Below are 13,423 nucleotides of genomic sequence, written 5' to 3'. Positions count from 1 at the left end.
ATAGATCTTATACCTGGAACGATTAAGTTTTGCGCACGCACCAGGTGGTCATACTTCTCAGGTTTTGAACGTTCGTGGTTTTGATTGGCTCGTGAAGTTCCCCACCAATTTTATTAGTGAGTGTAAGCAGCATCTCTTGGTTGACAAGGAAGCGTTCCGATCCATCTGGCAGGATATACCTGTCGTCCCCGATAAACCTCACTAAGGATTCGATCCCAATTTCTGAGGCGAGCCGGCAGAAAAAATACCCACCAGGTTTGAGCACCCTCCACATGGAATTCAGCATCGCTTCAAAATGACTGAGGTTTTCTGCAAAATGTAAAACGGCACTACTGATGACAAGATCGAAAGTTTCATTTTCAAACGGTAGCTGCTCTACAGAAGCTACCTTAAAGTTCTCCTCCGGATCCACCTGAGGAAATGAACTTGTGAGTGTTCTTAGTTGCGCAATGGCTTGCGGGTTTTGATCTACTCCAAAAACATTTGCTCCGCTTTTCAATAGGTACAGCAGGTTTCTGCCTGTTCCACAACCGGCATCTAAAATCAGCTGACATTCATTATAAGTACCTTTAAGTAGCTGGTCAAACAAATAAATATCAATATTTCCAAAAGTGTCCTGAATGTGCTGCTTTTTCATCTCCAGGCAAAGATAGTCACAATCTGGCGGGTTACACCTCTTTTGCCTCCATCGGATATACAGAAACAACACCTATACCATTTCTGCATAAATTTAAGTTAATACACTAAGCTTTTGCTGTTCTCAAGCATAGAAACTTGAAATTCAAGTAACGATTTCTTTAACTTAAAATGCAACCTAAACACCACGACACTAAAATTAAACATAGCACTAAATAACAGATCCACTTCCTGATTAAAATAAAGATCATTATCAAAGTATTTCCAGTCCTTTGATAAGTACTCTTCAAATACTGCAAGTATTTCGTCATCAATATTCCCTTCATATAAGGCATCCTCCATTAAAAACTTAATTTGTTCTTTAAATAGTTTTTCCACCTTTTTTACCTGAACCATATTTTGGATAATCTCATCAAACGGAGTCGTATTTTGCATAAAAATAGTTGCCTCAACCAGGTTAGTATAAACATCCTTTTGCACTTGTATATTTTTTGCACTTGCCTGGTAAGTCAAGGAATGTGTTTTAAAATCATTCAGTTTATCTTGCTGTGTAGCTTTATTCAAGAAGTATGTGAACAGATCATAATCTTTTTTATTTAAAATATCAGTATATCTGGTTATTTCGGCTTCCAAAAAGGTAACAAGTTGATAAGCATCTAGGGCATTATACTTTATACCATCATAATCAAAAGTTTCAATTTGTATTACGCCATTGTGAATATGCTCAAGCGTATCTCTATCAGTTCTTGCTGTATTCAAACTATTGATATCTACAAGTGTCTCCTTGTTAATTAATTCCTCAAAGATTAAATGCTGATCTAAAACCGGGCATTCAAAATCTTTCTCCGTATAATTACTATATGGATCGCGGTCATCATAATAGCTTTTAAAGACAGCAGGATATGAATTCTCTTCTTCGTCTTTTATATGATCATCTATAAATTCTTTGAGGCCTACCGTTGTTGGTGCAACTTCATATTTAACATGTAAAAACAAACGATCTGTGATTAGCTCTTGCAGATTTTCCTTATCAACAAGTAAATCTATAGCAATTCCACTATAGGCATTTTTTATTGGCTCATTTAAAGCTTTTAATTTTTCGACCCTTTGTTCTGTACTTGGGTGCGATGACCATTGGTCATCCAGTACCAATTTAGTTTTGTTAAACTTTTTATAACTATCAACTGATAAAATAGGAAGATCATCTTGTATCGGCAACTCTTCTAATATTGCCATTTTGTTGAGAAGGTAATAATGTTGAGGATATAAATTTAAAGGCTTTTGAGCATGCTGAATTTTATTATCATAATAATTGAATACTAAATTTAAAGATAGATCGGCAAAGCCTAACCTCAATAATGAATTAACCAAAGGTTGCGATCCTGCAACACTTGCAGCTACAGCATCGGCATGAAACTCCATTTCTCTTGACAATGCCATATAATTTAAATTCAAGACAGTGTAGACTTTACTCAAAACATATTGAATGCCTTGTATAACCAATACAGATCCTTTAGCAAATAGTGCAAAATAAGCGCTTATGTTAGACCAACCACCAAGTATAGAGTTATATCCTTCATTCTCATAAAGCATATTGTAAATCACCTTATTTACGTGATGCACGTAGCTTCCTACTTTCATGCTACGTTGAGAAAAATGCCCAAATTCATGTGCCAGTATAGCTTTCAGTTCTGTAGCTGATATGGCATTCATCAGGCCTAACCCTATTTGAAGATTTTTTCTGACCGGAAAAAACATACTCCAAAAATTAGAATCATAAAACACGGATGCATTAACATCGGCAGATATATATACCTTTTTCGGAAAGTCCGTATTTACCTCAGTTACAATCTCAGATATTAAGTTAAATAACTCTGGTTGTTGCGCTTTAGTAATTTCTACCAAATGGCTGCGATCAACTTTCTTTGATCCACTAAAAATGAATTTAATAAGGAAGAAGAAGATTAAGAATCCCATCCCTAAAAACCCAAGAGCTATCATGCCAGTAACAAATGAGGGCTGAATCATCAATACACTATAAGCTGCTAAGCCACATAGAAAAACGACACCGATGCCTAAAGCAATTAAAATGATATAAGTTAATATGAAAAGTAAAATGGAATAGATTGATCTGATAGCTACTTTTCTGAAATTTTCGGAAACATTGAGGACGTTATTTTGCATGGAGTTTAAATTTAAGACAAAATAAAGAAAATTAATGGACATTGATCTCCTTTATCGCATACTGAGCTGCAAGGGGTACTCCTTCAAATTACCAACTATAACTTCCAGCTCATCATCGCTACACTTTTCAAACTTTCGCAAATAAAAGTCTGTTTGTTTCTTAAACTCCAGTTGCTGTTCTTTCTCACCTGGATAAAATATCGTTTTAACAACTAAGGAAATAGATTTGATACTCGTGTGATATATTTTTGGAATTTTCTGCCAAAATTAAATCGGCTCTACCCTACCCGTATAAACAGAATTAGCCACTTGAAGGCGATCTGGGGACACAAAAGAAATATAGGTTTCCAAAGGCTCCTGCATCATTTTAGGCTCAAGCGGAAGTATGGCTTCTCCATCAATTCTTTTCGGCCCATACAAAATGTACGCTACTTTCTTAGAGACTGTGCCAAAAGCAAGCATCATTACCTGGTCTTGTCCATTCTGGCCATCTACATCCAACAAATCCCAGCTAAATTTTAATCCATCTGTTACCGCTTCTACTATTGGATTTTGTGCTTCTGTTAAATCCCCCGTGCTTAGCAACACTTTCGAATATTCTATTTCAACATTAGGATACTCACCCTTTATTGCATTTTTCTTGTTGTAAGCAGTTGCCAGGTTATGATAATTTTTAGTGGTTCCCAGTGCAGCCAGACCAAATCCAACTTTTAGAAAACTCCCCATAAAATTGAAAAATTCATTGAGCACTGCCATGCGTTGCTGGTTTCCACGCTGATTTTGAGTGAAACGGGTGATCTTTCTCTTTTTAATTCGTGTTACATACTCCCCATTTAACATATAGCCTGTTACATTTCCTATCGACCCGATTAATGGTCCTAATATTCCGTTTGGCATCTTTCCCATATTACCTAATTTTTAAGTTTAACCATCAAACAATTAATTCATGAATAGATAGTAACAACAACCAGCAGATAAAGTTTGATCTGTTCCTAACCTGAGTTTATATTTACTTAGCCTTTAACTTAAACTTAACAGGGCCTTACTAGGGCCTTAGTAGGTCCAGGGGGTAAAGCAACGCCCTAGTAAGGCCCTAGTAAAGCCCTACTAACCCCCTAGTAAGACCGAAGGCAGAAAGTCGGCAGAATTAACTACAAAGAAATTTTTCGCTTTTGTTATTTCCGTAAGTGCAGTGTGGTCGTCCGCCCTCAATAAAGCAGCTCATTTCTGATCATAAAATTCATGAGATGCAGACAAAAGATGGTGGACTTTACTGACAATTACATTGATTAAAATGCATAGTTTTTGCTCATAAAATCCATTTGAACTAAAAAAAATAGTTACCAAATTTGAGTTAATTAACGAATTACAAACTCACCCGTAAAATGACTAATACTTAAAGCTCCAATGCTTTATCGTCATTTTCTCTTAAGAACTAACACTATGATTGCATATGGTAACGAATCAAAGAGCGTAAGGTTAGAAAAGATCATCAAGCAAGAAATTGCTCCCAAACTAGAAGCCCTGGCTGGCCCCTTTACAGAAAAATGTATTGAATACATTATTTCAAACAGCAAGTTAAAACAGGTAGCTAAAGATCAATACATAGAAGACAATGGAAGTTATGAAGATGGTCATCTAATATATTTATACAGCGGAATTGCCGGTAGTTTTTACTGCCCGGATCTAAGCAGTAAAACCGTTGTTACCCGTCTTTGGAAAAAAGATGAAATAATGGTCGATGTAAACAGCTTTATCAGTAAAGAAGATAGAATTGAAAGCATTCAAATGTTAGAAGATGGAGAAATCATTTCCATCGGCTATTATCAGTTAAAGGCGGCAATCAACGAATTCCCTGAACTACACAAACTTTTCCCCTACTTACTTATAGAACGGGAAAAGTATTATATTTTTTATCATCACTTGTTGAAGTTAACCGTTGAAGAGCGGGTTAACCTATTCCTAAAGCATAATCCTACGTTAATTAACCGGATAAACAAAGACGCTATTGCACAACACCTTGGTATGTCGAGATGCAGGTTTAGTACAGCGTATTCCCAATACAAGCTTAATAAATACAACTAGTGCCTCCATGTTAACTTTTGTTACATATGTAACACAGGTTTGTTTCAATTGTAACAAAACATTCTTTTAACACTACATACATTTGATATAACAAAACGCTAATTGTAAAAATGATATGAACGCTGACAAGAGACTCTATTTCGTGAAACCTAAAAGGTATGATGTGATGGATGAAGTCTATGCAGTTTTTGATAGCATGGAAAAAGCGCAGCAGTTTGTAGGTGGATTTAAAAGTAATAGCAGTCTCGAAATTATTGATGGGATCTTAAACCCGGGTCTCATCAATGATAAACAGCGCAACTCTTTTTATATCTCTTTGGAACAAACCGGTAATGAGCCCAGAGATATTTTTATGTGCGACTGCAGTTGCTATATAGAAACCAGTAGAAATGAAGAGCATAATATCTGCTTTTATGGAGGGGCAGAAAGCCATCATGGGCTGTTTATTTCGAAGGTGTTTGCTGATGACGAGGAAGATGCTTTAAAGAAAGCAATTTACATCAGAAACAAAGCGGTTTTGAGTGGTGAATGGGATCTGGCCTGGGAAAGGCACAAAGTGTTGCAGTCACGTTTAAACTCAAAAATTAATGAACGCAAATGATCCATGTTAAATATAGTTGTTAATCTTAAAAAAGGCCGTGGGCAGATTTGATGGACGTTTGTCCCGGTCTTTTTTTCCAAAAAAATTTTCTCAATAGGTTGAGAATGCTGCAAGAAAGTATAGAGTGTGGTTACTTTGAACACCCACTTACCAAATCCCGGACACACGCAATTTTGCGGGTATACTGGCACAGATGGATTACAAATTTGAAGTGATCAACTCTTTACTGCTTGCAACGAATTAAAAAATGCTAAATATCATAAGATCAAAATCGTAAAATGGAAACAACATTAAATAAACAGCCAAGGATATTGATATCAGATAAAACCAAAAAAATTATAGTCGATGTGATTGCATATTTATTCATTGCGCTATTTATATATACTGCTGCAAGTAAAATAATGACATATAGAGAATTTGAGACAGTTTTACATAGATCTGTATTAATAGGAAATTACAGTTCAATAATTGCCTGGTTAATTCCGACTGTTGAAATTATTATCAGTACTTTATTACTTATACCACTTACCAAAAGAATTGGTCTAATAGCTTCTTTGGGATTGATGACAGTATTTACATTATACCTTATATACATGATTAATTCGGGTAGCAAGTTAAGTTGTACGTGCGGAGGATTTGTATCATCATTATCCTGGAAAGCACATATATGGTTTAATATCAGTTTTATTATTCTAGCCTTAATTGGCATTAACCTATACAAAAAAGAATAGAAAATTTTACGCGCGTAACGCAGGTAAAGCTGTAACCTGTTTAAAGAAATATGGCAACCTTAAATCAAACTATTAATGCAATAAATTATGAAAAATTTATTTTTCGGCCTAGTGGTAGTTGCTACCGCTTTAGGCGCAAGTGCTTTTACAAATGTTAAAACATTACTGCCTGGTGATAGACTTGTACAAACTAGTTCAGGTCAATATGAAAAAATCAATGTAGCATACAACCCAAGTCTATATTGTGATCTTTCAACTGCTGCCTGTTCATATATTCAAGTGAAAGCAGCTACTTATACACTACCAATTAACCAAGCAACAATTGACAGTATTAATGCAACTACTCCTGGAACCTTTGTGCCTGAGCACATTGGCGAATATGCAGGTCCGTTAAACTAATTAAAAAAGAGGGTGTGTCATAAATTATGATCACCCTCTTTTTTAATTATTGCTATTTGTCTGCATTCAGGCGAAAAATTAAAATAATAAATCCTTAGAGGTCAATTGATAGCTTTAATATATAACCACTAGTGTTATCACAACACCCTTGTTGCTGTTAAAGCTTCATCAATATTTTTAATCATTCCAGCTCCTTTATCTCGTCTTGCATCAGGTGGTTTAGGATTAAACATTTTTCCATTTTTTATAATAAATACAGTGGGAAAACTAGTTATATTATATCTTTTGATTAATTGATTTCCTGTACCCTTATTCTCTGTCTGTCCAAGTCCTGCGAATAAATTTAAAGATTGTGGATGCGTATACTCACCCTTCGATAAACTCTCAAGCCATTGCTGTTTTGTTTTGTCAGTGCAAACAGAGATAAAGACAACATTACTATTATCTTTGAATTTTTCAAAAACAGGCTTCATTGCTTTCGATAAATATGTACAATTTACGCACCCTGTAAACCATAAATCAAGAACTATCACTTTATCATTCAAATCATTTAGCTTTACCATATTTCCCTTTTCATCTTCCAGTTCAAAAGGAAAAAACGGGTCGCCACTCTTACTTGAGGTTATTACATCATTTACTATATCTCTATAACTAGGCACTCGTATTAATGTAAGTGCATCTTCAGCATACTCAAGAATATTATTTCTCTTTCCATAGTTCAGAAAGAACAGAGTTAGCATTTTCTCTCTGATAATACCAGAGAAGTCGTTTCTCACACTTCGGTAAACATACTTAATCCTGTCAATTTTTTCGTCATTCATTGGCTGAATGCTTTTTATTACTATTTTTTCAAATAAGTAATCAAGGTATATCGGAGAAGCAATTAAGCTACCTGCATTAAGAGTATCTACTTGCTTCATATCAAGGTTAAAACTACGGCTATTTAAAACAGCGTTTATTCTTTCTTTATCCTGAGCGTGACTTCGTTCACCTTTTAATCCGTTATAATATACAGTGCCAAAGCAATTTGCAATCATAGTCTCAGTTAGTTCCTTGCCTAACTTAATAGAAAACTCATCTACAACTTTAAGAGCTGCTTTTAGTAAAGAATCCTTTACAATTGCTTGATTTTCAAAAAGCTCTTGGTAGCGGCCTTCTCTTACCAATTGGGCATCGGCAGCCGTAAACAGATACAAGCAGTGATATATTTTACTTTGACAATTAAATTTTTCCGCTCCAATTCCAGAAAATGAAAAGTCAAGAGTAGATAACCTACACGATATCTTATCTCCTCTGTCCATAATATAGGTGTTATCTGAAAATGACCAATAATGAAAAGAATTAGGCGTAAAACCAATATGTACATAAAACCTGTCTGAAGGCGCTGAAAATTTGAATGTAAAGGGTTCATTGTTTTTCACTTGAACACTGTAATACTCGGTTGGAGCGACATTTATTTTAGAAGGAAAAGCTGAAACCCATAAGTGTACAACAATCTCTTTGTCCGGCGTTAAGTTAAAAATGGTGTCGCTTACAACTCCTTTAATCATTACTTTATTCGTATCTAGCGAATTATTTTTAGATTTTGCATCCAACAATACAAGTATTATCAGACTAATTGTTATTATAAATTTCATACAGTTTAAGTTTAATTATCTATCATTCTGTTTAATCCCACTCAAACTAATTTCATTATCGGGGATTGGAAATACATATCTTGGACTTCTTGGAGATAATGAATAATTTTGGCCATTAACTGTTCGTGTCAAAGTAATTCCAGCGCCTTCTTTATTTAAACGCTTTAAATCATCCCACCTCAGCCCCCTCCAAACCAACTCTTTTCTTCTTTCTAATAAAACTTTCGCCAGGGCGTCTTTTGCGTCTGTTGCGGTCATATTTTCATAAGGTTTAATGGGAGACGTAATACTTGGACTCCAACGGGTACGCTTTAATTGGTCTAGCTTCTCCATTGAAGATGTAATTTCATTACGTCGGGCCAAGCACTCTGCTTTAATAAGGTAAATCTCATCAGTTGCAAGTCCTGTAAAAGGAGCTATACCAGGACCTGCATAACCTTGTTTCATGTCAAAACTCCCGTCATTTTGCTGAACATAATAAATAGACTTTCGCAAATCATTTGCTTCGTATAGATTAATTAGTTCAGAAGTAATTTGGATATAAGTATTAGCACCATTGGCAGTTCCTCTGGTTGTATATGAAACATTATTTAATGCGACCTTTACGTAAATTTGTTCATCATGGTTATATGGGAAAGGAGCAACCCTTGTGTTGTTAAGTGTATTGTAATCTATTAACTTATCATAAAGTTTAAGGCAAGCGTCAGCATGCCTCTCAGCGTTTGAATAATCACCAATACTCAAATAGATCCGGGAATATAAAGCCTCGACGGCTGCCTTTGATGGTCTACTCCGTCCTGCTGGAATCGATGGACCTAGCAAAATTAATGCTTGTGAAAGATCATCAAAGATTTGACTATATACTTGACTAACTGTTGATCTCGGAAGAACCTCATCAATAGAAGGTTTTAATCTTAGTGGCACACCTAAGTCTGATGAAGCAGTTGAAGCATCATATATTGGGGCAAAATTACTTATCAATTCATAATATGCAAAAGCTCTGGAAAAAAGAGCTGTTCCCTTCACACTATTATATTGACTAGAATTACTGCCGTTAACTTCAATTTTGGATAAGCCTTCCAAAACATTGTTGGCATAAAATATACAAGTATAAGGTACATTCCAATGTAAAGACTCCTCTCCTTCGTAAAGATCCTTTGCCCATATGTATGAATTCCTTGCGGTTGGGGTTGTAGCTGCTAGCCAACGCGCATCACTGCTATAATGATACTCATCGGAAGCAAAAACAGCGAGCGCACACGATCTGTTTATATTGAAAAAGTTGTCTAGTATTTTTTCAAATTCATCCAAAGTAACGGGTTGTAAAATGCCACTGCTAGGTTTAGCATCCAAAAAACCTTTGGTACATCCAGAGTTTAGTAAGACTCCAAAATTTATTAACCAAAGTATCATTGTTATTTTATTTTTCATTTGCATTATTTTAAAAGTTTACTTTTGCCCCAAGTGCGATTGTTAAGGGAGTAGGATATCCAGCTTTAACATCGGGGTCTAAATCATGAGCATTTGCTTTCCATAATACCCCAAAGTTGCTGGCATACATATATATATTAACATCGCCAAAAGGAAGATTATGATTTTGCTTTTTTGTGAAACTATAATTCATTTGAACATCCTGTAGACGTATATGGTCACCTCGCTCAATTAGAACTGCTGAATTGGTATAGAAGTTAGTACGTATACTATTTGCGGGATAAACTAATGATGGAACAGACGTGGACGACTCATCTCCGGGCTTTTGCCATCTGTTTCTATAATCTGTTTGAAGAAAATTAACAGCGCTAGCATTATAAATTGTAGAATTATTGAGGGATAGTCTTCTAAAATAATAATTAAACTTATAACTGATGTTAAAGGATAACTCCAATTTCTTATAAGAAAACGTATTTCTAAGACTTCCATATATTCTAGGTGTTCTTGAACCAAAAAAATCAAGCTGATTACGATCGTTTGAGTTAGTTATCTTTGTATAATCCAGACTAATATTACCATCTAAATAACCTTGAGGATTCCCAGAACCATCTAGCCCAGCCCATTTGTAGGCAAACATAGAATTGATGGGAAATCCAATCAATGGAGAAAGCGTGATCGGAGAAACTACGTTTGAGTTAGTTCCTACATTTACCTTATACTCAGTAATTTTATCCTTATTGTAATTAAGAATATAAGTGGTTCGCCACTGAACGGTGCCGTTTAAATTTCTTGAATTTATCTGGAGATCAATCCCTTTTGCATGGGTATTAGCTGTATTGCCTGTAAATTGTGAAACACCTGTCTGTGGGGCAAGCGGGCTATTGGCAATTAAATCAATCCCATCTTTAATGTAATATTCTAAACTTCCTGAGATAATGTTATTCTTTAATGAAAAGTAAAGCCCAAGGTTTATGTTTTTAACTCTTTCCCATCGTAAATTATCATTCGGGGGATTCAGAATATCGTAGTATAAAGAATTTAAGTAAATATTTGTTGAACCTGCTGACGCTGGAGTTGCAGTTAAATATGCAGATAATGAATTGTTAACATTTCCATTATAACCAAAACTCGCTTTAAATTGGACAGATGACAACCATTTTACATCGTAGAAATCCTCTTTGTGTATGTTCCATGCTATTCCTGCAGACCATAAAGGAACACCTTTTTGATTGGCTTTTACCCCAAATAGATTTGATTTATCTTTTCTATAACTACCATAAATTGTATAAGTATCTTTATAGGTATAAGATGTATTTCCATACCAAGATACATATCGATCCTTAATAGATGATTGAAAGGGAACTTGTCCAATTCTACCTAATCCCCCTGTCACGTAATTCTTGTATAAATTAACTGGGTCTATTGGTATATTCGTTTCTATTTCAGGTTTATATCCATATAGATAATATGAATTATTTTTAACACCATTTTCTCTAATTTCAAACCCTGCAATGGCAGAAATTTCATGTTTCTTAGAAAAGATTCGATTGAAATTGAATTGGCCTCTTCCGATATTCTGTTGACTTGATTGAAACGTTGGATTGTATATATCTCCTAATGGAATTGGTCTGGTTATTACGCCTGATGCCTGATTAATTTCTGTAACTCGATTAATTACATCTCTGGTAGAAAATGACTCTAAACTATTTAGGTTGTCAGTTTTTGAGTTGGAATTATAATACTGGTAGTTTAATGAAAAGGATAATGGATCAATTATTTTGAGATCCAAACCTAAGTTTATCCTGTAATCTGTTAAGTTCCGATTTGATGTTGAATATTTATTCCTCAACTCATCAAGGGGACGATACTTCCAATCCAATAATTTAGCACTTTCTGCAGCATCTGTGTACGAATCTCGTAACCCACCACTCACTAACACGGCAGATGCATTTCCTTGATCATCAGACCACTGTTCGTATGGCAAAAACTTCGCTGAGACAAGATTAATAGTATTTAATTTGGATTTTGAAAAGGTTATATCAGTATTCAACTTTAATCGGTTATTTAAAAGGCTATAGCTGTTGCTTCCTTTTAAACTTATTCTTGAATCAGAAAGAGCAACAGAGTTAGGTAGATTTTTATCATAACCACCAGAGAAATAATAGGTTTGATTTGTACCGCCACCTGATAAATCAACATAATATCTTTGGACAGAACTGTTCCTATACAAGTATTGGTTTTGTTGCTTTCTATAGTCAATATTTCTTAGTGCATCAATTTCTAATTTACCCTTGGCTGAATAAGAAGGATCTAATTCTATTTTTTGCAGCGTGGCTACAACTGGAGAGATTACGCTATATCCATCATCAATTATACCTGTATATGCACCGCTATCAAATAGAAATTGCTCGACGTCTATAAACTCGGATGAAGTTAGCTGGGGTTCATAGTATAGGTCTGGTTTATCTCCTATCGTAAGATCAGCCTTCAAACTGACTCTTGGAATATGATTAAGTACTCCCTTTTTTGTTGTAATTACGATCACGCCATTTCCAGCTCTAACCCCCCAAATAGATGCCGCTGCTGCATCCTTTAAAATTGTTATATTTTCAACTGTTTCCGGGTTAATAGTATTTATGTCTCCATCAAATGGAAAATTATCTACTACAATTAACGGAGCAACATCTGAAAAAATAGTGCTTCTTCCTCGGATTGTAACATTACCTTCCGTAAGCAATCCATTTGTAACACCTTTTAGCCGCGTCAATAGGTCAGTGGAGACTGTTCGATTTAGCAGTTTATTATCTATTGTTGTGTAACTACCCGTTGCACGTTCTTTTGGTATTTCCTGATAACCAGTACTCACAATTTCCACCTCATCCAGGTCATCATTGCTCAAAACCATTTTTATAACACCTACATCTTTAGAGGCAGATACTTCCTGGGTTTCGTATCCAAGAAAAGAAATGGTTAGTACAGCTTTTTCATCTATTCCTCTAAATAAAAATTCCCCCTTGCTATCCGTTATTACAGTCCTTGTTGTCCCCTTCACTTTCACAATCGCGCCCACCAGTGGCGCATTATTATCATCAAGCACACGGCCACGCACATCAATTGCAGTAAAAAAGCCAACAACCTGATCACGAAAGGAAGGCTCATTTTTTTTTATGGCAATGTCCCCATCTACAAATGCATATGTTACAGGTAATCCTGAAAGTGCTTTATTCAGTACTTCCTCCAAAGGAACTTTTCGGAAATTCGCAGAAATAATTTCTGCAACGTTTATGGAACTTTCGGCCCAAAAGATCTTGTGTCCCGTTTGCTTTCTTATTGCCTGAAAAAGATCCAGGAGGCTCTTGTTCTTTTTTACATACGTTATCTTTTGGCCAAAGCCTGATGCGTTAACCTGCATTAGGGTAGCTATAAGAATAACCGTGGTTAAGCGCATTATCAAAAGGATTTTAAGGACATGCCTCTTTGGGATGTCGGGTTTAAAACTTACTCTATTCATTTTATCTTGTCTACGACAAGTCACTTAGCAACCGCCAAAAGCACGATTTCGCTTATTGGACAATTTTTTCTAAGTTTGTTTGTCTGGTTTTAGTTGAATTCACAATTTTTATCTAATATTTCAGGCATTGGTCAGGAGTGTTTCCGCACTCCCGACCCTTTTACACCTTTGAGCGCGTGCTATGTCGGTCTACGTATAGTTTTCTTCA

10 protein-coding genes are annotated in these 13,423 nt (G+C 35.4%); 4 read left to right on the top strand and 6 right to left on the bottom strand.

The features are described 5' to 3' along the window. Positions 1–22 precede the first annotated feature (22 nt). The 3 genes from R2Q84_RS24615 to R2Q84_RS24605 all read right to left on the bottom strand — a co-directional run bounded on the left by R2Q84_RS24615 (position 23) and on the right by R2Q84_RS24605 (position 3,726). On the bottom strand, positions 23–637 hold the full coding sequence (locus R2Q84_RS24615) for a class I SAM-dependent methyltransferase (protein ID WP_316819269.1): 615 nt from the start codon (positions 635–637) through the stop codon (positions 23–25). 98 nt (positions 638–735) lie between these two features. After that, positions 736–2,820: a M48 family metalloprotease gene (locus tag R2Q84_RS24610; protein WP_316819268.1), complete on the bottom strand. Its 2,085-nt coding sequence runs from the start codon at positions 2,818–2,820 to the stop codon at positions 736–738. Between the two features lie 267 nt (positions 2,821–3,087). Beyond that, positions 3,088–3,726, bottom strand: a complete 639-nt coding sequence (locus tag R2Q84_RS24605; protein ID WP_316819267.1) for a DUF6266 family protein — start codon at positions 3,724–3,726, stop codon at positions 3,088–3,090. A gap of 537 nt (positions 3,727–4,263) precedes the next feature. Between R2Q84_RS24605 and R2Q84_RS24600 the strand changes: the two genes are divergently transcribed. The 4 genes from R2Q84_RS24600 to R2Q84_RS24585 all read left to right on the top strand — a co-directional run bounded on the left by R2Q84_RS24600 (position 4,264) and on the right by R2Q84_RS24585 (position 6,636). Next, positions 4,264–4,905 (top strand): hypothetical protein, encoded by a 642-nt coding sequence (locus tag R2Q84_RS24600; protein ID WP_316819266.1) that lies wholly within the window; start codon positions 4,264–4,266, stop codon positions 4,903–4,905. 115 nt (positions 4,906–5,020) lie between these two features. After that, complete coding sequence (locus R2Q84_RS24595; RefSeq protein ID WP_316819265.1) at positions 5,021–5,506, top strand: hypothetical protein; 486 nt, start codon at positions 5,021–5,023, stop codon at positions 5,504–5,506. A 278-nt stretch (positions 5,507–5,784) separates the two neighbouring features. Then, entirely contained in the window at positions 5,785–6,237 is a 453-nt protein-coding gene (locus R2Q84_RS24590; protein WP_316819264.1) for a MauE/DoxX family redox-associated membrane protein, read from the top strand. An 87-nt stretch (positions 6,238–6,324) separates the two neighbouring features. Beyond that, positions 6,325–6,636, top strand: coding sequence for a hypothetical protein (locus tag R2Q84_RS24585; protein WP_316819263.1), 312 nt, complete (start codon positions 6,325–6,327; stop codon positions 6,634–6,636). Between the two features lie 137 nt (positions 6,637–6,773). Here the strand turns inward: R2Q84_RS24585 and R2Q84_RS24580 are convergent, their stop codons facing one another. From R2Q84_RS24580 to R2Q84_RS24570, 3 genes are read right to left on the bottom strand one after another with little or no spacing between them, the layout of a single operon-like run. Continuing rightward, positions 6,774–8,273, bottom strand: coding sequence for a TlpA family protein disulfide reductase (locus tag R2Q84_RS24580; RefSeq protein WP_316819262.1), 1,500 nt, complete (start codon positions 8,271–8,273; stop codon positions 6,774–6,776). Between the two features lie 15 nt (positions 8,274–8,288). Further along, positions 8,289–9,704, bottom strand: a complete 1,416-nt coding sequence (locus tag R2Q84_RS24575; protein ID WP_316819261.1) for a RagB/SusD family nutrient uptake outer membrane protein — start codon at positions 9,702–9,704, stop codon at positions 8,289–8,291. 10 nt (positions 9,705–9,714) lie between these two features. Continuing rightward, positions 9,715–13,152: a SusC/RagA family TonB-linked outer membrane protein gene (locus R2Q84_RS24570; RefSeq protein ID WP_316819260.1), complete on the bottom strand. Its 3,438-nt coding sequence runs from the start codon at positions 13,150–13,152 to the stop codon at positions 9,715–9,717. Between the last annotated feature and the right edge of the window lie 271 nt (positions 13,153–13,423).

The organism is Pedobacter nyackensis, assembly GCF_032678475.1.
Lineage (GTDB): Bacteria > Bacteroidota > Bacteroidia > Sphingobacteriales > Sphingobacteriaceae > Pedobacter > Pedobacter nyackensis_A.
The sequence above is the reverse complement of the archived record's forward strand: the minus strand, read 5'-3'. Positions and strand labels throughout refer to the sequence as shown.